General features: G+C 59.5%; 20 protein-coding genes. 3 read left to right on the forward strand and 17 right to left on the reverse strand.

Annotated features, from left to right (window positions below; genetic code table 11):
- Position 1: 1 nt before the first annotated feature.
- Positions 2–1,138 (reverse strand): efflux RND transporter periplasmic adaptor subunit, encoded by a 1,137-nt coding sequence (locus tag F560_RS0107745; protein WP_026298150.1) that lies wholly within the window; start codon positions 1,136–1,138, stop codon positions 2–4.
- The gene (locus F560_RS0107750; protein ID WP_019005151.1) at positions 1,098–1,880 is read right to left on the reverse strand and encodes an ABC transporter ATP-binding protein; all 783 of its coding nucleotides are present in this window, start codon (positions 1,878–1,880) and stop codon (positions 1,098–1,100) included. Before F560_RS0107750 ends, F560_RS0107745 begins: the two co-directional genes overlap by 41 nt.
- A 288-nt stretch (positions 1,881–2,168) precedes the next feature.
- Between F560_RS0107750 and F560_RS0107755 the strand changes: the two genes are divergently transcribed.
- Positions 2,169–3,818: a glutamine--tRNA ligase/YqeY domain fusion protein gene (locus F560_RS0107755; protein ID WP_425393279.1), complete on the forward strand. Its 1,650-nt coding sequence runs from the start codon at positions 2,169–2,171 to the stop codon at positions 3,816–3,818.
- A 70-nt stretch (positions 3,819–3,888) separates the two neighbouring features.
- Entirely contained in the window at positions 3,889–5,109 is a 1,221-nt protein-coding gene (gene nagZ / locus F560_RS0107760) for a beta-N-acetylhexosaminidase (protein ID WP_019005153.1), read from the forward strand.
- Between the two features lie 186 nt (positions 5,110–5,295).
- Here the strand turns inward: nagZ and pyrE are convergent, their stop codons facing one another.
- The 9 genes from pyrE to lspA form a co-directional block, all read right to left on the reverse strand.
- Entirely contained in the window at positions 5,296–5,946 is a 651-nt protein-coding gene (pyrE, locus tag F560_RS0107765) for an orotate phosphoribosyltransferase (protein ID WP_019005154.1), read from the reverse strand.
- Complete coding sequence (gene pyrF, locus F560_RS0107770) at positions 5,943–6,683, reverse strand: orotidine-5'-phosphate decarboxylase (RefSeq protein ID WP_019005155.1); 741 nt, start codon at positions 6,681–6,683, stop codon at positions 5,943–5,945. Before pyrF ends, pyrE begins: the two co-directional genes overlap by 4 nt.
- Before the next feature lie 94 nt (positions 6,684–6,777).
- On the reverse strand, positions 6,778–9,999 hold the full coding sequence (gene carB, locus F560_RS0107775) for a carbamoyl-phosphate synthase large subunit (RefSeq protein ID WP_019005156.1): 3,222 nt from the start codon (positions 9,997–9,999) through the stop codon (positions 6,778–6,780).
- Complete coding sequence (gene carA / locus F560_RS0107780) at positions 9,986–11,131, reverse strand: glutamine-hydrolyzing carbamoyl-phosphate synthase small subunit (RefSeq protein ID WP_019005157.1); 1,146 nt, start codon at positions 11,129–11,131, stop codon at positions 9,986–9,988. The genes carB and carA overlap by 14 nt, the downstream gene beginning before the upstream one ends.
- Before the next feature lie 56 nt (positions 11,132–11,187).
- The gene (locus F560_RS0107785) at positions 11,188–12,480 is read right to left on the reverse strand and encodes a dihydroorotase (protein ID WP_019005158.1); all 1,293 of its coding nucleotides are present in this window, start codon (positions 12,478–12,480) and stop codon (positions 11,188–11,190) included.
- A 33-nt stretch (positions 12,481–12,513) separates the two neighbouring features.
- Positions 12,514–13,092, reverse strand: a complete 579-nt coding sequence (gene pyrR / locus F560_RS0107790) for a bifunctional pyr operon transcriptional regulator/uracil phosphoribosyltransferase PyrR (RefSeq protein ID WP_019005159.1) — start codon at positions 13,090–13,092, stop codon at positions 12,514–12,516.
- A gap of 277 nt (positions 13,093–13,369) precedes the next feature.
- Positions 13,370–14,623 carry an LL-diaminopimelate aminotransferase gene (locus F560_RS0107795; RefSeq protein WP_019005160.1) on the reverse strand — a complete coding sequence of 418 codons (1,254 nt, stop codon included), beginning with the start codon at positions 14,621–14,623 and terminating at the stop codon, positions 13,370–13,372.
- Positions 14,624–14,769: 146 nt separating this feature from the next.
- On the reverse strand, positions 14,770–15,756 hold the full coding sequence (locus F560_RS0107800) for an RluA family pseudouridine synthase (protein ID WP_019005161.1): 987 nt from the start codon (positions 15,754–15,756) through the stop codon (positions 14,770–14,772).
- Positions 15,725–16,255, reverse strand: coding sequence for a signal peptidase II (lspA, locus tag F560_RS0107805; protein WP_019005162.1), 531 nt, complete (start codon positions 16,253–16,255; stop codon positions 15,725–15,727). Before lspA ends, F560_RS0107800 begins: the two co-directional genes overlap by 32 nt.
- 211 nt (positions 16,256–16,466) lie before the next feature.
- On the opposite strand from lspA, the gene F560_RS0107810 reads away from it, so the two are divergent.
- The gene (locus tag F560_RS0107810; protein ID WP_019005163.1) at positions 16,467–17,213 is read left to right on the forward strand and encodes a TraR/DksA C4-type zinc finger protein; all 747 of its coding nucleotides are present in this window, start codon (positions 16,467–16,469) and stop codon (positions 17,211–17,213) included.
- Here F560_RS0107810 and F560_RS0107815 read toward each other — a convergent pair.
- The 6 genes from F560_RS0107815 to F560_RS0107840 form a co-directional block, all read right to left on the reverse strand.
- Positions 17,207–17,575 carry a DUF5665 domain-containing protein gene (locus F560_RS0107815; protein WP_019005164.1) on the reverse strand — a complete coding sequence of 123 codons (369 nt, stop codon included), beginning with the start codon at positions 17,573–17,575 and terminating at the stop codon, positions 17,207–17,209. The two genes, F560_RS0107810 and F560_RS0107815, sit on opposite strands and share 7 nt — an antisense overlap.
- A gap of 156 nt (positions 17,576–17,731) precedes the next feature.
- Positions 17,732–20,827 carry an isoleucine--tRNA ligase gene (ileS, locus tag F560_RS0107820; RefSeq protein ID WP_019005165.1) on the reverse strand — a complete coding sequence of 1,032 codons (3,096 nt, stop codon included), beginning with the start codon at positions 20,825–20,827 and terminating at the stop codon, positions 17,732–17,734.
- 372 nt (positions 20,828–21,199) lie between these two features.
- Positions 21,200–21,691: a DivIVA domain-containing protein gene (locus F560_RS0107825; protein ID WP_026298153.1), complete on the reverse strand. Its 492-nt coding sequence runs from the start codon at positions 21,689–21,691 to the stop codon at positions 21,200–21,202.
- A gap of 93 nt (positions 21,692–21,784) precedes the next feature.
- Complete coding sequence (locus F560_RS0107830; RefSeq protein ID WP_019005167.1) at positions 21,785–22,570, reverse strand: YlmH family RNA-binding protein; 786 nt, start codon at positions 22,568–22,570, stop codon at positions 21,785–21,787.
- 11 nt (positions 22,571–22,581) lie between these two features.
- Positions 22,582–22,851: a YggT family protein gene (locus F560_RS0107835; RefSeq protein ID WP_019005168.1), complete on the reverse strand. Its 270-nt coding sequence runs from the start codon at positions 22,849–22,851 to the stop codon at positions 22,582–22,584.
- A 7-nt stretch (positions 22,852–22,858) separates the two neighbouring features.
- Entirely contained in the window at positions 22,859–23,308 is a 450-nt protein-coding gene (locus F560_RS0107840; RefSeq protein ID WP_019005169.1) for a cell division protein SepF, read from the reverse strand.

A 23,308-nucleotide genomic window follows, 5' to 3' on the forward strand; every position in this document is an offset into this window, starting at 1 on the left:
CTTACCGCCCCACGACTTTCTGCCCCGGCTTCAAGCCCTGCAGCACTTCCACGTCCGTCGCCGTCTGCTGGCCGACCTCGATGTCGACCTCGCGTTTGCTGCCGTCCGGTTCCACGACCTGCACATACGTCCTGGCTCCGATCGTGCGAAGCGCGGAGGTCGGAATGACGACGGCGTTCTCCTTCCGGTTGACGACGACCGACACCGTAAGCGGCGTTCCCCTCGTCGCCTTGGCCGGCAGATTGGGAACGTCGACGAGCAGGTAGTTGCTCGGCTTGTCGGTTTTCGCCCCGCCGGAGCCCCCGTTTCCGGGTAGTCCGTTTCCGCTGCCGTTGCCGCTGCCTGCGGACGGCTCCGGAAGCGCCTTGACCTTGCCTTTCAGCTCGCCGACATTGTTAATGGATACGTTCGCCTCCATCCCGACGGCGATCTTCTCCAGGTTGTCCTTGCTGAAGTCGGCGGCCACCACAAGGCGGCTCGTATCGGCCACGACCGCGATCGGATCGTAGGCTTTGATGGCGGCGCCTTCCTCGACGCTGACCGACACGACCGTCCCTGCGAACGGGGCGGTCAGCGTGGCGGCCGCGATGTCTTGCTGCAGATCCGCCAGCGCTTGGCGCGCTTCCTCGAAGTCGATCTGTTTCTGTTCGAATTCGAGCGGATCCATCTCGTCCTTTTGCCGCAGCGTGTTTTTCATGTCAAGCTCCAGCTTCCGGAATTGCAGCTGCTGCGTGCGCAGCGATTTTTTCAAGTCCTCCACGTCCAGTTCCGCGACGACTTGCCCCGCCTTGACGACGTCGCCGGTTTGTATGTACAGCTTTTTGATTCGTTTGCCTTCCAATGCAGATGAAGTATAATAGAGCGTCTTCTCTTGCTGGGACATGATTTTGCCCGAAGCTTGAACCTTCGTTTCCAGCGTTTTGGTCGTCACTTCATACTCCGGCTTCTTCGAGATCTGCGGCAGTTGAATCGCCGACAAATCCTCCTCCTCCGGCTCGTCGGGCAGCAGCGAGCAGCCGGCGAGAACCGCGGACAGGGATATAACGGCCAAGGCCGAAGCCGTTCTGCGGCGTTTGCGGCGCCACGGCTCCTTCAACTCACTTCGATACGAATACGCCGTCCACCATTTCATAGACATGATCCGCTACCTCCAATATGGTTAAATCGTGTGTCGTCATGCAAATCGTGACGTTTTCCGTCTCGACGATGTGCCGAAACACCGTGATGATATGCGCGGCCATCTGCGAGTCCAGCTCGGCCGTCGGCTCGTCCGCGAGCAGCAGGCTCGGCTTGTGCGAAATCGCCTTGGCGATGGCGACCCGCTGCTGCTCCCCCCCGGACAGCTCGGAAGGCCGATGGTGCATCCGCTTCGACAGGCCGACCATATCCAGGCATTCGGTGATCCGTTTTTTCCATTGGGATCTCGGGACCCCTGCCATCCGCAGCGTCAGCTCGACGTTTTCATAGGCGGAAAGCAGCGGCAGCAGCGCGTAGGCCTGAAAGATGAACCCGATGTCCCGGCGCCGAATCTCGGTCCGCTTGTTGTCGTCCAGCTTGTGAAGCGGTCTTCCCTGAAAAAAAATTTCGCCGGCCGTCGGCGTATCCAATCCGCCCATCAAGTTCATGAGCGTCGTTTTGCCGGAGCCCGATCTTCCTTTTAACATGACAAGCTGCTTAGGGTACAGCTTGAGATCGATTCCTTTCAGCACGCGCAGCTTCTGGCCGCCGACATCGAACGAGCGCTCCACCCCGCGCACCGTCAGCAGCGGCTCCGAAGGCGTGTCCCGCTCCCCGGAAGCGGCGGCGGCATGCCGATCTTCGGCGTTATCTATCGAAGCCGGAGATTCCGGGCTTTTTTTGCGCGGCAACCATGACAGCATGTTCTTGTTCCCCCCTGTTTTTCCATAGCAAAACTTGACGGCAGATGCAGATCTTTCCCAAAATCTCTCATCCAATATAACGATTAAAACACAAGAAAAGTTACCGTCTTTAACAATTTTTTATGAGAAATATGAGAGATCGCCGGAACGGTTTGGAAGACACGAGTCGACACCGCGGCCGGAGCCGGTTAATTTTTTGCTTTCCTCTTTATAAGAAGGGCTTATTTTGTGTATGATGAAGGAATAACAAGAGTTTTCAAGGGAAGGTTGGTCGGATTGGACAGCAAAATGTCGTCATCGAACTTCATCAAAAACATCGTCATCGAAGATCTTGCCGCCGGTCGCGTGAAGGAAGTCGTCACCCGGTTTCCGCCCGAACCGAACGGTTATCTGCATATCGGCCACGCCAAGTCGATCTGCCTCAATTTCGAGCTTGCCGACGAGTTCAAGGGACGGACCCATCTGCGATTCGACGATACGAATCCGGTCAAGGAAGACGCCGAATACGTCGAAGCGATCAAGCGGGACGTCCAGTGGCTCGGTTTCGATTGGGACGGATTGTTTTTCGCCTCCGACTATTTCAAGGAGATGTATGAACGCGCCAAACTCCTCATTCGCAAGGGGCTGGCCTACGTCGACGACCAGAGCGCGGATCAAATCCGCGAGACGAGGGGCACGCTGACGCAGCCCGGGATCGAGAGCCCTTACCGCAACCGTTCCGTGGAAGAAAATCTCGACCTGTTCGAGCGGATGAAAAATGGCGAGTTTCCCGACGGGGCCAAGGTGCTGCGCGCCAAAATCGACATGGCGTCTCCGAACATCAACATGCGGGACCCGGTCATTTACCGAATCGTTCATGCGACGCACCACAACACGGGGGACAAATGGTGCATCTACCCGATGTATGCGTTCGCCCACCCGCTGGAGGATGCCATCGAAGGGGTGACGCACTCGATCTGCACGCTAGAGTTCGAGGATCAGCGGCCTTTCTACGATTGGGTCATCCGGGAAACCGAAATGCCGCACGTTCCCCGTCAGTACGAGTTCGCGCGGCTGAATTTGACGAACACGGTCATGAGCAAACGGAAGCTGAAAATGCTCGTGGACGAAAAAGCGGTGGACGGCTGGGACGATCCGCGCATGCCGACCATCTCCGGTCTTCGCCGCAAAGGCTACACGCCCGAAGCGATCCGCGCCTTCTGCCGCGAAATCGGCGTCGCCCGCAGCAACAGCGTCGTGGACGAGCAAATGCTGGAGCATTTCATCCGGGAAGACCTGAAGCTGAAGTGCCTGCGCACGATGGCCGTTCTTCGCCCGCTCAAAGTGGTCATCACCAACTATCCCGAAGGCCAAACGGAATGGCTCGAAGCGGAGAACAACACGGAGAATCCGGAAATGGGCAGCCGCCGGATTCCGTTTTCCCGCGAGATTTACATCGAACAGGACGACTTCATGGAAAATCCGCCGAGCAAATATTTCCGCCTGTTCCCGGGCAACGAAGTGCGCCTGAAGCACGCCTACTTCATCAAATGCGAAGAAGTGGTCAAAAACGAAGCCGGAGAAGTCGTGGAGCTTCGCTGCACGTACGATCCCGAAACAAAGAGCGGCTCGGGCTTTACCGGACGCAAGGTGAAGGGCACGATCCATTGGGTCGATGCGGCCCACGCGGTGCCGGCGGAATTCCGTCTGTACGAGCCGCTGATCACCGACGGCGAAGAGGGCGACGACCGTTCGTTCCTCGAGCGCCTCAATCCGAACTCGCTGACGAAGCTGCAGGGCTTTGTCGAGCCGGGGCTGAAGGATGCCGTCCCCCACGACAAATTCCAGTTTTTCCGCCACGGCTACTTCAACGTCGACCCGAAGGACACCAAGCCGGGGCAGCTTGTCTTCAACCGGATCGTCTCGCTCAAAAGCTCGTTCCAGCTCCCGAATAAATAAGAATAGAAGCCGTCGCCTACCGACGGCTTCTTCGTTTTCATTTCCGCCAAAACAAAAGGAGGTCGCCGACATGAAACAAAATTGCCGGATCTGGACAGGCGCGCTGGTTGCCTTCCTGCTCCTTGCCGGATGCGCGCGGGGAACGGCTCCCGCCTCACCGGAGCCATCTCCCTCGGAAAGCCCCGGCGCCGCCCGCATCGCAGGCATGTCCCTGGATCAAAAAATCGGGCAACTGATTATAGCGGGTTTCGAAGGCAAGAAGCTGGACGATGAGACCAAGCGGATGATCAGGGAGGATCGGATCGGCGGCGTGATTCTGTACGCCGACAATGTGAGCGGCGTCCACGGCACCGTACGCCTGGTCAATCAACTAAAAGCCGCCAACGCCGGCAATCCCGTTCCGCTCTTCATCAGCACAGACCAGGAAGGCGGACGGGTCAGCCGGCTTCCCGACGCGTTTGCCGCCATGCCTTCAAGCCGCGCCGTCGGCCGCAAAGGCGATCCCAAGCTCGCCCGGCAAATGGGCTCCCTGCTGGCGCGGGAGCTGCGGGCAACGGGCTTCAACATGAACTTTGCCCCTGTGCTGGATATCGACAGCAATCCGGACAACCCCGTCATCGGCGACCGCTCGTTCGGCCGGAGCGCCAAAATCGTCGCCGAACTCGGTCTGGCCGAAATGGACGGGATTTCGAAAGGCGGCGTCATATCCGTCGTCAAGCATTTTCCCGGCCATGGCGATACGTCCGTCGACTCCCATCTCGATCTGCCCGTGCTGCGGAAGTCGTCCGAGCAGCTTGCCGCGCTCGAATGGATCCCGTTTCAGGCTGCGGTCAAAGCCGGCGCGGATGCCGTCATGGTCGCGCACATTCTGTTTCCGCGCATCGATCCGAACGCGCCCGCTTCCCTGTCCGACATCATCGTCGGCAAGCAGCTCCGCGGGAAGATGAACTACGATGGCGTGGTCATGACCGACGATTTGACGATGGGCGCCATTACGAAACAATACGGCCTGGCCGAAGCGGCCGTCGCGGCCATCGATGCGGGAAGCGACATCGTGCTGGTCGCGCACGGCTACGACAACGAGCGGCAGGTATTCGAAGCGCTGCGCAGCGCCGTCCGGAACGGCAGGCTGACCGAAGCCCGCATTGACGAAAGCGTGCGGCGAATCTTGACCCTGAAAAACAAGTACCGGCTCACCGATGCCGAAATTCCCCTCCCGAATGCCGCCGAAATCGCCGCCATCAACAAAAGCATCGAAAAATGGCTTTCCGCCCTGGATGCCAAAGCCTAACCGCGAGTCCGGCCGATTGACCGGACCTTTTCTTTTTCCGGCGGCACGTTTCGCATTGTTCCTCTGAATATCGCGTCATCCGGAACACCGCATTGTCGCCTGTGCCGATCGTCGCCAAAACGATCCGAAAAAACGGCTCCAGCCGGAAAACAAGCCGCGTTCGGCGGAGAACCGGACGATGCTGCGTTACGAAACGCCGTAGCCTTCCGGATTTTCGCGCCAGGACTTCAGGAGCTCGACGTCCTTCTCTTGGATCGTGCCGTTTTCAAGGGCGGCTGCGATCAGCGCAGTGTAGTTCGACAGCGTGTCGAGCGGAATGTTTTCCGCGGCGAACGCGTCGGCCGCCTTCTGGAATTGGTACGTAAAAATGGCGACAACGCCGAGGACGGTGCAGCCGGCTTCCCGCACGGCTACGGCCGCTTTGAGCGAGCTGCCTCCGGTGGAAATCAGGTCTTCGATCAGCACGACCTTTTGCCCCGGCGTAAAATGGCCTTCGATCTGGTTGGTCTTGCCGTGGCCCTTGGCTTTGTCCCGCACGTACAGCATGGGCAGGTTCAGCTTCTGGGCGACCCAGGCGGCATGCGGAATGCCGCCGGTTGCGATCCCGGCTACGGCTTCGCAATCCGGGTAGCGCTCGCGGATGATCGCGGCGAACCCTTCGGCGATCCGCTCGCGAATTTCGGGATACGACATCGTCAGCCGGTTGTCGCAGTAAATCGGGGATTTGAGCCCGGACGTCCACGTGAACGGTTCGTGCGGACGAAGCGATACGGCCTGAATGCTCAGCAGGGCCTTGGCGATTTCGTTCGGCAATCGGTCGATAGATACAGCTGTCATTCGCTCATCTCCTCCAGTATCGATTCAAACGCGGCGACCGGGTCCGGAGCGCCGGTGATCGGCCGTCCGATGACGAGATAATCGGTTCCGACCCGGACGGCATCTTTCGGCGTGGTGATGCGGGATTGATCGCCTGCATCCGCGCCGCGCGGCCGTATGCCGGGGGTCACCGTTACAAAATCCGCACCGCAGGCGGTTTTGATCGCCTGAACTTCAAGCGGCGAAGCGACGACGCCGTGAAGTCCGGCCCGTTTGGCCAGCCGCGCGTAGTTGACGACCGCGTTTTCGATCGTGCCGGCAATGCCGATCTCCTCGTTCAGCATAGCCTGGCTCGTGCTCGTCAGCTGCGTGACGGCAATGACGATCGGCTCGGAAGCCGCGTCGCCCGCCTCCAACGCGTCCTTCACTCCCTGCAGGGCAGCGCTCATCATGGCGATGCCTCCCGCCGCATGCACGTTGAACATGTCCACGCCCAAACGCGTTATGCTTCTTGCCCCTCCGCGCACCGTATTCGGAATGTCGTGCATTTTCAGGTCAAGAAACACGTTGAAGCCGCGGCTCTTCAATCCCTGTACGACAGGGATGCCCGCCGCATAAAACAGTTCCATCCCGACTTTCATCCAGCAGCCCGTTCCTTGCAATGCGTCTGCGAGGCGCAAAGCCGATTCGGCATCCGGCTTGTCCAGCGCCACCATCACCTTGGCGGCCGCCTGTTCTCGGGTCAGGCCCGTCGTCAACCCATTCAGCCCCTTTCGTCCGCGTTGAAAAAATGTCCATACAGAAGCCCGATCTCCGCCTCCATCGGCGGAAAGACCGGGCATAAGCTCGTTTCTAAGGTTGCAGGACCGGCATCGGCTCGCTGGAGAAGCGCAGCGACTCCAGCATCGTCAGCAGCGCCCGCACCGTATCCAGCGACGTGAGACAAACGACGCCGTTTTCCACCGCTTCGCGGCGGATGCGGAATCCGTCGCGTTCCGGCGTTTTGCCTTTCGTCAGCGTGTTGACGACGAATTGAGCCTGTCCGGAGCGGATCAGGTCCACGATATTCGGCGAAGCTTCGCTCAGCTTGTTGACCCGCGTCACGCGCATGCCGGCTTTCTCCAGCGCTTCGGCGGTGCCGCCGGTCGCCAGCAGCTTGTAGCCGAGGTTGTAGAAGCCGCGCAAAATCTCGACCGCTTCCGCTTTGTCCTTGTCGGCTACCGTCGCGATGATCGACCCGGAGGACGGGATTTTCATGTTGGCGCCGAGCAAGCCTTTATACAGCGCTTTGGCAAACTGGCGATCGCGGCCCATCACTTCGCCGGTCGATTTCATTTCCGGCGTCAGCGTCGGGTCGACCCGGCGCAGCTTGGCAAACGAGAAGACCGGCACTTTGACCGATACATGCTCGTCTTCCGGCCACAGCCCTTCCCGGTAACCGAGATCGGCCAGCTTCTCGCCCAGGATCGCCCGCGTCGCCAGGTTCGCCATCGGCACGTTCGTCACTTTGGAGAGGAACGGCACCGTCCGCGACGAGCGGGGGTTGACCTCGATCACATAAACCTTGTCGTTCCAGACGACGAATTGGATATTGACGAGACCGACCGTTTTCAGTTCCTTGGCGATGCGGATCGTAATATCGACGGCCTGCTTCTTAATGTCCTCGGACAGCGACTGCGGCGGATACACCGCGATCGAGTCCCCGGAGTGGACGCCCGCGCGCTCGATATGCTCCATGATGCCCGGAATCAGCACCGTTTCCCCGTCGCAGATAGCGTCGATTTCGATCTCTTTGCCGAGCATGTAGCGGTCGATCAGGACGGGATGCTCCGGATTGATTTTCACCGCTTCTTTCATGTAAGCGAGCAGTTCTTCGTCGGAGTAGACGATCTCCATCGCGCGCCCGCCAAGCACGTAGGACGGACGAACGAGCACGGGATAGCCGAGTTCACGGGCCGCGCCTACCGCCTCGTCGACCGAAGTGACGGTCGTGCCTTTCGGCTGGGCGATGTTCAGGCGGCGAAGCAGCGCCTCGAACCGCTTGCGGTCCTCCGCCTCGTCGATGCTGTCAAGCGAGGTGCCGAGGATGCGCACGCCGGCGCGGGCGAGCGGGCCCGCCAGATTGATCGCCGTCTGGCCGCCGAACTGGACGATGACGCCGATCGGCTTTTCCTGCTCGATGACGTTCATGACGTCTTCGAAGAACAGCGGTTCGAAGTACAGCCGATCCGACGTATTGAAGTCGGTGGAAACCGTCTCCGGGTTGTTGTTGATGATGACGGCTTCGTATCCGGCGTTGCGGATCGCCCATACGGCGTGGACCGTCGAATAGTCGAATTCGATGCCTTGCCCGATCCGGATCGGGCCGGAACCGAGCACGACGATTTTTTCCTTGTCGCTCGGAAGCACTTCGTTCTCCGTTTCGTACGTGGAATAGTAGTACGGAGTCGAAGCTTCGAATTCCGCGGCGCAGGTGTCGACCATTTTATAGACCGGCTTAAGCCCTTGCTGCAGGCGGTACTCGCGCACATCCGCTTCGGTCGTATGCGCGGCGCCGGCTCCCTGGCCTTCGCGGCGCAGCTCGGCGATCGCGCGGTCGGTAAACCCGAGGCGCTTCGCTTGGCGGAGCGTCTCGAACGTCAGTCCCGGCTCGCGGCGGATGACATCCTCGAACTTGACGATCCGTTCGATTTTGTCCAGGAACCACCAGTCGATGCGCGTCAGGTCTTGAATTTCCTGAAGCGGCCAGCCGCGGCGGAACGCTTCGGCGACCAGGAACAGCCGCTCGTCGTCCGGCTTGCTGAGCCGCGTGCGCAGCGTCTGGTCCTCGATCTCGTCCGCGCCTTTGAGCAGCAGGCGGTGCGTGCCGATTTCCAGCGAGCGGACCGCCTTGTGGATCGACTCTTCGAACGTGCGGCCGATCGCCATCACTTCGCCGGTCGCCTTCATCTGGGTGCCGAGCTTGCGGTTGGCCGAGACGAATTTATCGAACGGCCAGCGCGGGATTTTGCTGACGATATAGTCCAGCGTCGGCTCGAAGCAGGCGTACGTCTGTCCCGTAACCGGATTGACGATTTCGTCGAGCGTGTAGCCGATGGCGATTTTCGCCGCCATTTTGGCGATCGGGTAGCCGGTCGCCTTGGAGGCGAGCGCCGAGGAGCGGCTGACGCGCGGGTTGACTTCAATGACGTAGTATTGATAGCTATGGGGATCGAGCGCAAACTGCACGTTGCAGCCGCCTTCGATGTTCAGCGCGCGAATGATCTTCAGCGACGCGGAGCGGAGCATTTGATACTCGCGGTCCGAGAGCGTCTGGCTCGGCGCGACGACGATGCTGTCGCCGGTATGGACGCCGACGGGGTCGAAGTTCTCCATGTTGCAGACGACGATGCAGTTGTCGTTCGCGTCGCGCATCACTTCGTATTCGATTTCCTTCATGCCGGCGATCGATTTCTCGATCAGGCATTGGCCGATCGGACTGTAGCGAATGCCGCTTTCGACCGTCTCGCGGAGCTCTTCTTCGGTCTGGGCGATGCCGCCGCCCGTGCCGCCAAGCGTGTAGGCCGGGCGGACGATAACCGGATAGCCGATCTCATTGGCGAAATCCACCGCTTCCTGCACGCTCGTGACGATGGCGCTTTCCGGCACCGGCTGCCCCAACTCGCGCATCAGCTCGCGGAACTGGTCGCGGTCCTCCGCGCGTTCGATCGCCGACAGCTGCGTGCCGAGCAGCTTGACGCCCTCCTGCTCCAGAATGCCGGCGCGGGCCAGCTCGACCGCCATGTTCAGGCCGGTCTGCCCTCCCAGCGTCGGAAGCAGGCCGTCCGGACGCTCCTGACGGATGATCTGGGATACGAATTCCAGATTGATCGGCTCGATATAGACTTTGTCGGCCATGTTCGTATCGGTCATGATCGTGGCCGGATTGCTGTTGATCAGAACGACTTCAAGTCCCTCTTCCTTCAGGGCTTGGCAAGCTTGCGTGCCGGCGTAGTCGAATTCCGCCGCTTGTCCGATCACGATCGGACCGGAGCCGATGACGAGAATTTTTTTGAGATCTTTATTTTTGGGCATATTGCAGCTCTCCTCTCAGCGTCTCCGCCAGCTGCGCCTGACGCGGACGTTCGGGGTTGTTGCGCTTGTGGTCGCGGATCATCTCCAGGAACTGGTCGAACAGATAGCTGCTGTCGAACGGTCCGGGAGCCGCTTCCGGATGGTACTGCACCGAAAAGGCCGGGTAGCGGTTATGCTTCAAGCCTTCGATCGTTTTGTCGTTGTTGTTGATGTGCGTGACGGTCAGCTCCGTGCCTTGGATCGAATCTTCCTTGACCGTGTAGCCGTGGTTTTGCGACGTGATGTAGCAGCGTCCGGTTGCGAGTTCCTTGACCGGATGGTTGCCGCCGCGGTGGCCGAATTTCAGCTTCTCGGTGTCCGCGCCGCAGGCAAGGGCGAAAATTTGATGGCCGAGGCAAATGCCGAAAATCGGATATTCGCCGAGGAGCTGGCGGACCGTTTCCACGGCATGCGGCACGTCCTTCGGATCTCCGGGGCCGTTCGAGAGCTGGATGCCGTCGGGATGCAGCCGGCGGATTTCGTCGGCGGTGACATTGTGCGGAACGACGACGACGTCGCAGCCGCGCTGCGTCAATTCGCGCAGGATGCCGCTTTTGGCCCCGTAGTCGATCAGCACGATCCGCTCGCCGCGGCCCGGGCTGGAAAAGACCTGCTTGGTCGACGTGCGGGCCACCTGATCGCGCAGCAGCGGGGAAGCGTCAAGGCGTTCCCGAAGCTCCTCCACACGCTCGCTCCCGGTCGTGAGAATGCCCTTCATCGTGCCGTGGCGGCGCAAAATGCGGGTCAGCATGCGCGTGTCGATGTCGCTGATGCCGATGATGCCGTATTCCTTAAGCAGCCGGTCGAGCGTATATTGCGCCCGCCAGTTGCTGGGCACCGGCTCGTGGCGGCGCACGACGAACCCGTGAATGTACGGGCGAATCGATTCGAAGTCGTCGCGGTTGATGCCGTAGTTGCCGATCAGCGGGAACGTCATCGTGACGATTTGCCCGCAATACGAAGGATCGGACAGGACTTCCTGGTATCCGGTAATGCCTGTATTGAACACCACTTCACCGGTGGAAACGCCCTCGGCGCCGAATCCGAGACCGGTGAACAGCGTGCCGTCTTCCAGTAACAATCTCGCTTGCATCCCTTTTCCTCCTCAAGTCTTCTCCGCTTCTTGTCGCCGGATTCCTTGCCGGTTTCCTATGCGCGTTCGCTCCAGACGACCTTGCCGTCCACCATCGTCAGCACCGGCCATCCGTACAGTTTCCACCCGGCAAACGGCGTGTTGCGTCCTTTCGAAACGAACGTGTCGGGATCGACCTCCCGCTCCCGCTCCAGATCGATCAGCGTAATGTCCGCCGGCGCTCCCGGCGCGAGCGTTCCCGCCTCGAGGCCGAACACGCGGGCCGGATCGCGGGTCATGCGGCTGAGCAGGAACGAAAGCGTCCATCTGCCGGTTTTGACGAATTTCGTATAGAGCAGCGGAAACGCGGTTTCGAACCCGACGATGCCGAACGGCGCTCGCTCGAGCCCTTTCGCCTTCTCCTCGGCGCTGTGCGGGGCGTGGTCGGTGACGATGATGTCGATCGTGCCGTCTTCGAGCGCCTCGATGCAGGCCTCGACGTCCCGCGGCGTCCGCAGCGGCGGGTTCATCTTCCAGTTCGCGTCCATCGTATCGGGAATGTCTTCGTCGGAGAGCACCAGGTGGTGCGGGCACACTTCCGCCGTCACCCGGACGCCGACGGACTTGCCGAGACGGATCAGCCGCACCGACTGCTCCGTGCTGACGTGGCATACGTGATAATGCACGCCGGTCGCTTCCGCGAGCAAAATATCCCGCCCGACGTGAATCGCTTCGGATTCGTTCGGGATGCCTTTCAGGCCGTGCTTGCGGGAAAAGGCGCCTTCGGTGACGGCCGCGCCTTCGACAAGCGAATCGTCCTCGCAGTGGGCGATGATCGGCAGGCCGAGCGATTTGGCCAGCGCCATCGCATTTTTCATCATTTGGGCGTTCTGTACGCCGACCCCGTCGTCGGTGAATCCGATCGCGCCCGCTTCCTTAAGCGCGGCAAAATCGGTCAGCTCACGGCCGAGCTCGTTTTTCGTGATCGCGGCGTAAGGCAGCACCTTGACGGCGCCTTCGCTTGCCGCTTTCTCCAGCACCAGCCGCACCGTCTCCGGAGAATCCGTTACCGGGCGCGTGTTGGGCATGCAGGCGATCGTCGTAAAGCCGCCCTTAGCTGCGGAAAGCGTGCCGGTTGCGATCGTCTCCTTATATTCGAATCCGGGCTCCCGCAGATGCGCGTGCATATCGATGAAGCCGGGCGAAATCAGCTTGCCTTCGGCGTCGATGACTTCCGCTCCCTCCGTATCGGGGCTGTCCGCGCCGTCCGCCCATGCCGCCACTTTGCCGTTTTCCACTTTCAAATGCTTTTTTTCAAGCGCCCCCGTTTCGGGGTTTACCGCCAAACCGTTTAAGATCCAGGTTGTCATACGCGTAACGGTCCTCCTCGAATCGACGTTCGTCTACACTTCCAGTTCCGCCTCGCGCGGGTGCAGGATCGTGACGCAATCGGCCCCGTCCACTTCCTTGAGCGATACTTCGATTTTCTCCTGTCTGGAGGTCGGAACGTTTTTGCCGACGTAATCCGGCCGAATCGGCAGCTCCCGGTGCCCCCGGTCGACCAGAACGGCAAGTTGAATCGCCTTCGGCCTGCCGCAATCCATAAGCGCGTCCATCGCCGCCCGGATCGTACGGCCCGTATAAAGCACGTCGTCGAACAAAATGATCCGCTTGTCCCGGATGTCCAGCGCCGTCTTCCCGTCTTCGCTTACGATGCCGGACGCTCCCGCGGCCGATTCGGGATCGTAAGGCCGATCGTCCCGGTACCGCGTGATGTCCAGCTCGCCGACGTCGATCGGTTGTCCCTCGATCTCCCGGATCCGCTCGGCCATCCTCCGGGCCAGAAATACGCCGCGCGTCCGAATGCCGACCAGCGCGCAGCCTTCGATTCCTTTGTTCTTCTCCACAATTTCGTGGGCGATTCGGGTGAGCGCTCGCCGGATTGCGGATTCATCCATGATCACGTTTTGGAACTCTTGCATAACGAACCCTCCCGCTGGCGATGAAGGCATAAAAAAACCTCCTTGCGACCGACGCAAGGAGGTGCATGTCGACAGGTTCAGCCAGAGCCTGAACTCGCAAAAGGGACAAGCGTCCCGTTCGCCAGGTCCAAGCTATTGCCAAATCGGATCGTGCTCTACGCCACCTTGCCAGCCTCTCTGGACTGATTTAAAGGCAACCATTCATTTACATGGAATTATCGCACGTTCGACAACCGATGTCAACAGGATTTATTAAATTTTTATGCACAAAAATGAATTAAAATTCAAATTCCACATCCGTCAGGCGGCGCTTGATTTCGTTGATGACGCGGCGCTCCTCTTCTTCGCCCTTGGCGATGAACGTCACGGAGAAGCGGATGAAGCGTCCGGCGTCGTCCCACGGAACGGTGGAGATGAGCTTTTCGCGGATCAAATATTGCGAGAAGTCTTCGGCCGTTTCAAAGCGCTGCCCGCCCTTGATGCCTTTCGGCGCTTCGACGTACAGGAAGAACGAACCTTTCGGCTTCTCGGCTTTGAAGCCGATTTCGTTCAGCGCGGCCACGAGCAGGTCGTGGCGGCGGGAATATTTGGCCGCGATCGCTTCGGTAATTTGCGGGTTCGCAAGCCCGTAAGCGGCCGCTTTCTGAATCGCGATGAACTGGCCGGAATCGTTGTTGTCCTTGACGTCGCTGAACGCTTTGACGATCAGCGGGTTGCCCGCGACAAAGCCGATCCGCCAGCCGGTCATGTTGTACGACTTGGACAAGGAATGCAGCTCCACGCCTACGTCTTTGGCGCCCGGTACGGAGAGGAAGCTGAGCGGCTTCACGCCGTCGTAGGTCAGCGCGGCATACGGCGCGTCATGCACGACTACGACGCTGTGCTTTTTCGCCCATTCGACGACTTTCGCGAAGAATTCGGGCGTCGCGGCTGCGCCCGTCGGGTTGTTCGGATAGTTCAGATACAGCAGCTTGGCGCGGCGGGCGATTTCCTCCGGAATGGAATCCAGATCCGGCAGGAAGTTGTTCTCTTTCGTCAATTTAACGTTGTACACTTCGCCGCCGAGGTATTTCGTGTGCGTGCCCATGATCGGATAACCCGGCACGGTCATGATCGTAATGTCGCCCGGGTTGATGAACACGGACGGCAGCATGGCCAAAGCGGGCTTGGAGCCGATCGAGTGCACGACCTCGGTCTCCGGATCGATGCCGTCTACGCCGAACACGTCTTTCAAATATTTGGCCGCCGCCACCTTGAACTCGGCGATGCCGTTGTCCGCGTAGCCGCGGTTTTCGGGCTTGGCCGCTTCTTCAGCAAGCTTCGCCACGATGCCGGCGTCCGCCATTTCATCCGGCTCGCCCACGCCCATGTCGATCAGTTCGACGTCGGGAAACGCCTTTTTGGCGGCCGCTTTGGCGCGCTTGATTTTTTCGAACTTGTAAATGTTCGTGTCTTTCCCGTAATTGGCCCCGCCGATCCGGTCGGCAAATTGCTTCTGAATGTAAGTCGATTGATAATATTCCACGCTCACGTTGCAACACTCCTCGCCTGCAAATAGTCTCGAACACAATCCTGGCCGCTTCCTGGACACAGGGGTACGTATTCTAATATGACGCAATCGGGCTAAGCGCTCCATGGATTATTCCGCAGAACTTTTGCAGGATTTGCAAGCCTTGTTTATCTTGTCCTGAGCATGCGAAGGACATGCTCCATGTCGGCCGGCAGCGGCGCGCTGAACTCCATCGTTTCGCCCGTCCGGGGATGCACGAAGCCGAGCACGCCCGCATGCAGCGCTTGTCCGTCGAGACCGAGGTTTTTCCCCCCGCGTCCGCCGTAAACCGGGTCGCCCACGAGCGGATGCCCGATATATTTCATATGCACCCTGATCTGGTGAGTCCGTCCCGTCTCCAGCCGCAGCTCGACAAGCGTATAATCGGGGAAGCGCTCCACCACCGAAAAATGCGTGACCGCAGGTTTGGCCCCCCGATCCGTGACCGTGAACATTTTCCGGTCGTGCTTGTCCCGCCCGATCGGCGCGTCGATCGTTCCCCGGTCGTGCGGAAGCACACCCCGAACGAGGGCGGTGTAGCGGCGGATCACCGAATGCGCTTTGAGCTGCGCGGCGAGCGAAGCATGGGCCGCATCGTTTTTGGCGGCCATCAGCAGGCCGGTCGTATCCTTGTCGATCCGGTGGACGATGCCCGGCCGGACGGCGCCGTTAATGCCGGACAAGTCCCGGCAATGATAAAGCAGCGCGTTGACGACCGTGCCGGACGAATGCCCCGGCGCCGGATGCACGACCATGCCCCGCGGCTTGTTGATGACGATGACGTCTTCGTCCTCGTAAACGACGTCGAGCGGAATCGGTTCCGGAGCGGCCTCGATCGGTTCGGGCTCGGGAATCGTCACCGCGATCACGTCGCCCGCCGCCGTCTTGGCATTCGGCTTGCTTGCCTTGCCGTTCACCAGCACAAGTCCGCTCCGTATCCAATCCTGCACTTGGGAACGCGAAACGGACGGATCGGCGAACCGGTCCGTCACATGCTTGTCCAGCCTCTCGCCGGCGTGATCCTCCGTCACGGCCCAGGACAATTCCCGCTCCGCGCCTTCCTCTTCGTCCGAATCGTACAGTTCAAACAAGTTGCTGTTCATCTCCGTTGCCATCGGTTTCGTTCTCCTTGTCTTTCTCCCGTTTTGCCGTCAGAAGCGAGTCCAGTATAATCAGCGCCACCCCGCAGACGATGGCGGTATCGGCTAGATTGAAGATCGGAAACGTCCAACTGCCGAAATTGAATTGCAAAAAGTCGACGACTTCGCCGTAAAGCGCGCGGTCCAGAAAATTGCCGACGGCTCCCCCCAGAACGAGAGCCAGACCCGTCAGCAACAGCGGATGCCCTAAGCGATAAGAACGGTGAAGGTACCAGACGATCCCCGTCGCCACGATAATCGTAATCGCGATAAAAAAGATCCGCTGCTCCTGCAAAATGCCGAATGCCGCGCCGCGGTTGCGAATCGACGTAATCAGGAAAAAGTTCCCGATCACCTTGATCTGTTCGTACAGTTCCAGGTTGCGCTCAATGATTTTTTTGGTTATGTAGTCAATGGCAAAAGTCAACAAAGCAATCGCGTAATACAGCCAAATTCCAGGTCGACTCCGTTGCATTCGTAACGATCCGCCTCTCCGAGCATATTCCTGATGATTTTATCATATTCGCAAGCCTAGCGTCCATGTAAGAGGATGCAAATAACGACAGCGCGTCCAAAACATGCCCTGCTTCCGCATGACGTAAAAGCGGCGGCCTTGGAGAAACTATGCAGCAGTCGCCGCGGCATCATGCTTTTATTAAGTAATGCAAAGGAAGGGGACAAACGTCATGGCCAAACAGCTCACGGAGGAAATGCTGCACTCGTTAAGGCGCAGGCTTCTGGACGAGAAAGCCGAGTTGGAACGGCGCGTGCGGCAAAACGGCCATTTCGGCCTGGCGAACGCCTACCGGGATTCGACGGGCGAGTTGTCGGGAATCGACAATCACCCTGCGGATGCGGGAACGGAAACGTTCGAGCGAGCCAAGGACGTCGCGCTGCTGGAGCGGGAAGCGCTGAAGCTGGAACGGATCGAAGCCGCGCTGGGGCGCATGGATACAGGTGAATACGGCCGCTGCGCCGAATGCGGCCGGTTTATTTCCGCCGAGCGGCTTGAAGCGATGCCGACCGCCATTTACTGTACCGAGCATGAGCCCAGGCAGCGCGAATCCCTGAAGCGTCCCGTGGAGGAGCAGTTTTTGCATCCGCCGTTCGGCAGAACTTCGCTTGACGACCGGCCGACCCAAAACGGCTTCGACGGCGAGGACGCCTGGCAAATCGTCGAATCGTGGGGCAATTCGAACACTCCCGCCATGGCGGAGCAGAACGACATCGCCGACTACGACTCCGTTTACATCGAAGCCGATGAAAACGAGGGATTCGTGGAGCCGCTCGAAAGCTTCCTCGCCACCGACATTACGGGACGCGACGTCAGCGTCGTCCGCAACCGGGCGTATCGGCGCTATCTGGCGGATCAGGAAGGAGAACCGCTGCTTGAGCCCGACCGGTCGGCGGCGGAATGGGACGAGGGTCAATAGGGATTGATCTCCAGCTGTCGCTGGACGATCCGGACGATGTCCGCGATGTAGTCTCCGACGACCGGCAAATTCAAGGCGCCGAGAAGCTGGAGCAGCCATACGATCGTCGCCGCAAAAAACGTGAATCCGAGCGCGATGCCGATTCCCCGGGACAGGCCGGAGACGAAGTTGCGCCAGATCAGCTGCCACGGGCGGTGCATGAGGTTAACGTACTCCCTAAGCTCCGCCTTTTCCATATCCGACGCCAGCTTGTCGATCCGCACGGACAGCGTATCCAGCGTCCGCCTGAACAGCGCGGCCTCCTCCTTCAAGCTGCCTTCGGAGGCTTCGGGACCCGCCGGCTTCCGGTTTTTGTTCGCCATTCCCAAGTCCTCCCTCTCATCGGTTGATCGCTTTTGCTTCTTTAGTTTTGCCACAACGGCTCCGACTCCACTCCTAAACGAACGCCAAAAAGCGGCCTGCCCGACCCTATCGGCCGGGCGGCCGCCTTTTGCCGGCATTGCCGCGTATTCCGTCTATTACGCCGTCACAATCTTAATCCCGATCGTCTTGTCTCCCGCCTGCACCTTCTCCATGCCTTCCTCGCGGGCGAAGACGACGTCGCGGACCAGGACGTTTTCCCGCAGGACGCTGTCGAAGGCGCGCAGCGCCGCTTCCGTCTCGGCATCGACGTCGAGCACGAGGCCGACGCGCAGCTCGATCGGCAAATCGAGCTTTTTGCGCGTATCCTGAACGGCGCGAATCACTTCGCGGACAAGACCTTCCTGCTCAAGCTCCGGGGTGATGTCGGTATTGAGGGCAACCGTCAGGCCGCCATCGGATGCGGACGCAAAGCCGGGCTTCGCCTGCTTTTCGACAAGGAGCTCGTCGAGGGTAATTTCAAGCGTCTCGCCCTCCGGCGCCGCAAAGGCGATTTTGCCGGACTGCACCGCCTGACGCGCCTGTTCCGCGTCCAGCCCTTTCAGCATGTTTTGGATCGGCCCGACGTATTTGCCGTATTTTTTGCCCGCAAGCTTCAGGTTCAGCTTCAGGCTGAAATCGACAAACCCGCTGTCGTCGGTCACGAGCGTAATGCGCTTGACGTTGATTTCGTCCTTGATGATGTCCTCGTAGCCGGCGACATCGAAATCGCCGCTGAGCGAGACGAGCAGCTCCGACAACGGTTGGCGCGTCTTGATGCCGGACTCGTTGCGCACGTTGCGGGCCAGTTCGACGATGCTGCGCGCCGTCTCCATCTCCCGCTCCAGCCGCTCGTCGATTTTCGACGCGTCCGCGACCGGGTAATCGGCCAGATGCACGCTGTCGCCGCCGCCGAGGTTGCGGTAGATTTCCTCCGATACGAACGGCAAATAAGGAGCGACGAGGCGGGACAGCGTGAGCAGCGCTTCGCGCAGCGTATGGTAGGCGGCCACTTTGTCTTCGCCGAGCCCGCTGCCCCAGAAACGGTCGCGGGACCGGCGGACATACCAGTTCGACAGCTCGTCGATAAAAGTTTCGATCGCCCGCGCCGGGTTGAGGAAGTCGTTTGCTTCCAGCCCCTTGGTCACGTCCGCGATCAGGCTGTTCAGGCGGGACAGAATCCAGCGGTCCAGCTTGTTGCGGGACGGCACGGCCGGATGATTCGCCGGGTCGAAGCCGTCGATGGATGCGTACAGCGCATAGAACGCGTGCGTGTTGACGAGCGTATCGACGACTTTGGATTTCGCTTCGGCCACGATGCCTTTCGAGAAGCGTTTGCTGTTCCACGGCGCGCTGTCCGCAAGCAGCGCCCACCGGAACGCATCGGTGCCGTACTCCTCGATGATGTCCCACGGGTCGATGACGTTGCCTTTCGATTTGCTCATCTTTTGCCCGTTTTCGTCCAGCACGTGTCCGGTCGAGATGACCGATTTGTACGGCGCCTGGCCGTTGTAAAGCGTCGATACCGCAAGCAGGCTGTAAAACCAGCCGCGCGTCTGGTCGATGCCTTCGCAGATGAAATCCGCCGGATACTGCTCGCGGAACTTCTCTTCGTCCCCGTTCGGATGGAAATACTGCGCGAACGGCATCGAGCCGCTGTCGAACCACACGTCGATCACTTCCGGCGTCCGCACCATCTCCCCGCCGCAGGTGCAGCGCAGCTTCACCCCGTCGACGTATGGCTTGTGCAGCTCCAGATCGTCCGGCACCGGCTCAAGCGCAAGCTCCTGCAATTCCTTGCGGCTATGCGCCGCCTTCTCCTTGCCGCACGATTCGCACACCCACACGTTGAGCGGCGTTCCCCAATACCGGTTGCGGCTGATGTTCCAGTCGACCATATCTTCGAGGAACTTGCCGAAGCGGCCGTCCCGCAGATGCTCCGGATACCATTTGATCTTCTGATTGTTGGCGATCATCTGATCCTTGACCGCCGTCGTGCGGATGAACCAGCTTTCCGTCGCGTAATAGATGAGCGGCGTTTTGCAGCGCCAGCAGAACGGATAGCTGTGCTCGTATTTTTCCTTGTGGTAAAGGAGCCCCCGTTCGGACAGCGTTTTGACGATGTCGATGTCAAGCTCGGGGTCCTTGACGAAGCGTCCGGCGAAATCCGTCACCTCGTCGATATAACGTCCGGCGTTGTTCACGACCATAAGCATCGGAACGTTGTGCTGGCGGGCTACCCGGTAGTCCTCTTCGCCGTGAGCCGGAGCGATATGAACGATGCCCGTACCGCTCGAATCGCTGACATAGTCGGCGTCGATGACGCGGTACGCATTCTCCACCGGAACATAGGTGAACAGCGGCTCGTATTCGAGTCCGACAAGCTCCCGTCCTTTCACGGTGCCGATGATCTCGAATTCGCCTTTCAGCACCTTTTCCGCGAGGGTTCCGGCCACGATATAAACGCCGTCCTGCTGCTTGGCGCGGACGTATTCGATGTCCGGATGAACGGCAAGCGCCACGTTCGCCGGCAGCGTCCAGGGCGTCGTCGTCCAGGCGAGCATGTACTCGCCGCTGGTCTTCAGCTTGAATTTGGCCGTCGCCGTCAAATCCTTGACGTCTTCGTAGCCCTGCGCCACTTCGTGCGAGCTGAGCGTCGTCTGGCAATCCGGACAGTAGGGGCTGACGCGGTGGCCGCGGTACAGCAATCCCTTCTCGTGGATCGTCGCCAGAATATGCCAAACGCTTTCGATGTAGCGGTTGTCGAGCGTAATGTACGGATCGTCGAGATCGGTCCAATACGCGATCGCTTCCGTCAGTTCCCGCCACTGGCGTTCATACTCGAATACGCTCTCCCGGCATTTGCGGACGAACGGCTCCACGCCGTAATTTTCGATCTCCTGCTTGCCGGAAATGCCGAGCTGCTTCTCCACGCCGAGCTCAACCGGCAGGCCGTGCGTATCCCAGCCCGCCTTCCGGATGACCCGGTAGCCGGCCATCGTCTTGTACCGGCTGACGAAGTCCTTGATCACCCGCCCCAGCACGTGGCCGATATGCGGCTTGCCGTTTGCGGTCGGCGGACCTTCGTAAAAGACGAAGTTCGGCCGTCCGGCCCGATTGTCGATTGAGCGCCGGAACGTATTGTCCTTCCGCCAATACTCCAGCACGCGCAATTCGCGGTTGCGCGCCTTTTCCTTCACATCCACGCGATTCATCGCTTGCTTCCACCTTTCCGTGTGTAAAAACAAAAAACCTCGTCCCGGTAAGGGACGAGGATCGCTCGCGGTACCACCCTTGTTCCGTTCGGCTTCCGCCAGCCGAAACGGCACTTGACTTCTGGCAGCCTGTGTGCAAGCTGCCGGCCCGGATAACGGAGGGCGCCCGTTCGAGCCTACTGATGCCGCGGCATGGACGGCCATGTTCGGCTCGGCCTCTCGGGGAGGATATGCTTCCTTGGCTTCACGCTGGCTCGCACCGGCCGCCAGCTCTCTGCGCATCCGCGCAAGGCGCACGTGTTCCCGTCAACGATTTTTCGACTTTCGCTTTTTCATTCTTTATACCGGGAAATTCGGCGTTTGTCAATCGGCTCAAACTTCGAGTTCCTGAATCCGCGTTTCCTGGGTGTCGAGCGAGTCCCAGGTATCCTTGTTGAGCAGTTCCAATTGGGTTTCCACAAGCGCGCGGAAGCGGGCGCGGTAAATCGAAGCCTGCTTCTTCAGCTCCTCAACCTCCATCGCGATCTTCCGGGACTTCGCGAGGGATTCGTTGATGATGCGGTCGGCGTTTTTCTCCGCTTCCTTGATGATCAATTGCGCTTCCTTCTTCGAGTTGTTTTTCAACTCGTCCGCCGCTTCCTGGGCGACAATGATCGTTTTGCTGAGCGTTTCCTCAATGTTGGCAAAATGGCTCAGCTTCTCCTGCAGCGCGGCCACCTGGTTCTGCAGTTCCTTGTTCTCACGGATCAGCGCCTCGTAATCCTTGATGATCTGATCCAGGAATTCGTTGACCTCATCTTCATCGTAACCGCGCAACCGACGTCCGAATTCCTTGTTATGGATGTCCAATGGCGTAAGTGGCATTGGCTAACCTCCTGTGAGAAAAAATGCGGAATTTTCATAGGGTACACTGTGAATTCGACATCCCCGGCGGAATTCCTTCTGATTATCGCATAATCACACAAATTTGCCGATGCGGACCCGGATTCTCCCGCTTTTCGACACGCCGTCGACGGCGAGCACCTTGAAACGGCCCATGCCCTGAACGGAAACGATGTCGCCTTCGCGCACGACGGCCGAAGGGTCTTCTTCCGTTTTCCAATTCACGCGGCAGCGGCCCGCACGGATCGGCGCCACGATCTTGGCGCGGCTCAGGCGAAAAGCGTCGCTTGCAACGCCGTCGAGCCGCATTGAGGCAACGGAAATCACCGTTTCCTCCAGAACGGGCCGCACGACCTTCAGCTCGGACAAAGGCGCGATGTCGGCCGACACCTCGACCCGGTGAGCCTGCTTCAGATGGATGCGCAAAAAGTCCGCAATCTCTTCGGCGACCAGCGCCTGGCATCCGTCTTCGCTCACGTGGAGGTCCCCGATTTTGTCGCGCTTTACCCCAAGACCCAGGATGGCGCCGAGATAATCGCCGTGGTCCAATTCCCCGATTTTGCGGTCGGCCGACGAAATCGTCAAGACGACGATGCCCGCATCCTCATGCTCGATCGGACGGTAGTCCGGCGCCAGGATCGCCCGTTTGCGCTCCGCTTCCGGATACCCGCCGTCAAAGCGGACGGCGACGTCCCGGTTCCGGCCGGCCAGCGCAGACAAAATATGCGCCTGACGAGGATCGAGAAAATCCGTTCGCCGAACCTCGTGAAGCTCGGCGGCCCGCTCGACCCACTCCCAGGCGCGATCCACAAACCCTTTCTCGTCAGGGCGGAAATGCTCGTATACTTCCGAATTCGGCATCGTGTGAACTCCTAGCGAATAAAAAGACTTAGCACCGCGATGAGCCCTTTGGCGATAAACTGCAACGCGAACAACGCCACGATCGGCGATACGTCGATGACGCCCCCGATCGCCGGTATCAGACGGCGAAACGGCTGCAAATAAGGCTCAACCAGCTTGCCGAGCAATTCGCCGACAAAGCTTTCGCGCACCGTCGGGACCCAGGACATCAGCACGTAAATCAAAATCATGTAAAAATAGATATCGCGCAACAGCAAAATATAGCTTTCAATAGCCTGCAACCTGAGGTCACCTCATTTTGGAATAGTCGGCTTCCTCCGCATATAGGTCCGAAATCGTACCCGAAATTTCTACCGAGTCCGGGGTGCAGAGAAAAATATTCGGGCCAAGTTTCGAGATATGTCCGCCCAACGCGTAAACCGTACCGCTCAGAAAATCGACGATGCGCACCGCGTGATCGCGCCTGACGCGCTGCAGGTTGATCACGACGGAGCGGCGCGACTTGAGGTGGTCGGCGATTTCCTGCGCCTCGTCGTACGTGCGCGGCTCCGTCAAGATCACGCGGACGTTCTTCTGCGAGTGAATGCTGACCACATTATGCTTACCTATTTGTTTACGCTGTTCAAAGGCGGGGGTTTCAATTTCCTGTTCCTCTTCCGCATCGAACGCTTCCTTGCCGGTGTCCGGCGTCTCCTCCTGCAATCCGAAATAGTTCAAGAACTTGTTCATGACGCTCAT

It is taken from the genome of Cohnella laeviribosi DSM 21336, from assembly GCF_000378425.1.
Taxonomy (GTDB): domain Bacteria; phylum Bacillota; class Bacilli; order Paenibacillales; family Paenibacillaceae; genus Cohnella; species Cohnella laeviribosi.

Excerpts from the sequence above, each read along its gene's own strand:
- nagZ (WP_019005153.1), top strand. The coding sequence starts at position 3,889 with ATGAAACAAAATTGCCGGATCTGGACAGGCGCGCTGGTTGCCTTCCTG.
- F560_RS0107755 (WP_425393279.1), top strand. The coding sequence starts at position 2,169 with ATGTCGTCATCGAACTTCATCAAAAACATCGTCATCGAAGATCTTGCC.
- F560_RS0107825 (WP_026298153.1), bottom strand. The coding sequence starts at position 21,691 with ATGCCACTTACGCCATTGGACATCCATAACAAGGAATTCGGACGTCGG.
- ileS (WP_019005165.1), bottom strand. The coding sequence starts at position 20,827 with ATGAATCGCGTGGATGTGAAGGAAAAGGCGCGCAACCGCGAATTGCGC.
- lspA (WP_019005162.1), bottom strand. The coding sequence starts at position 16,255 with ATGCAACGGAGTCGACCTGGAATTTGGCTGTATTACGCGATTGCTTTG.
- carB (WP_019005156.1), bottom strand. The coding sequence starts at position 9,999 with ATGCCCAAAAATAAAGATCTCAAAAAAATTCTCGTCATCGGCTCCGGT.
- F560_RS0107810 (WP_019005163.1), top strand. The coding sequence starts at position 16,467 with ATGGCCAAACAGCTCACGGAGGAAATGCTGCACTCGTTAAGGCGCAGG.
- carA (WP_019005157.1), bottom strand. The coding sequence starts at position 11,131 with ATGCAAGCGAGATTGTTACTGGAAGACGGCACGCTGTTCACCGGTCTC.
- F560_RS0107830 (WP_019005167.1), bottom strand. The coding sequence starts at position 22,570 with ATGCCGAATTCGGAAGTATACGAGCATTTCCGCCCTGACGAGAAAGGG.
- F560_RS0107800 (WP_019005161.1), bottom strand. The coding sequence starts at position 15,756 with ATGGCAACGGAGATGAACAGCAACTTGTTTGAACTGTACGATTCGGAC.
- F560_RS0107745 (WP_026298150.1), bottom strand. The coding sequence starts at position 1,138 with ATGTCTATGAAATGGTGGACGGCGTATTCGTATCGAAGTGAGTTGAAG.
- F560_RS0107785 (WP_019005158.1), bottom strand. The coding sequence starts at position 12,480 with ATGACAACCTGGATCTTAAACGGTTTGGCGGTAAACCCCGAAACGGGG.
- F560_RS0107815 (WP_019005164.1), bottom strand. The coding sequence starts at position 17,575 with ATGGCGAACAAAAACCGGAAGCCGGCGGGTCCCGAAGCCTCCGAAGGC.
- F560_RS0107750 (WP_019005151.1), bottom strand. The coding sequence starts at position 1,880 with ATGCTGTCATGGTTGCCGCGCAAAAAAAGCCCGGAATCTCCGGCTTCG.
- F560_RS0107840 (WP_019005169.1), bottom strand. The coding sequence starts at position 23,308 with ATGAGCGTCATGAACAAGTTCTTGAACTATTTCGGATTGCAGGAGGAG.
- pyrR (WP_019005159.1), bottom strand. The coding sequence starts at position 13,092 with ATGCAAGAGTTCCAAAACGTGATCATGGATGAATCCGCAATCCGGCGA.
- pyrE (WP_019005154.1), bottom strand. The coding sequence starts at position 5,946 with ATGACAGCTGTATCTATCGACCGATTGCCGAACGAAATCGCCAAGGCC.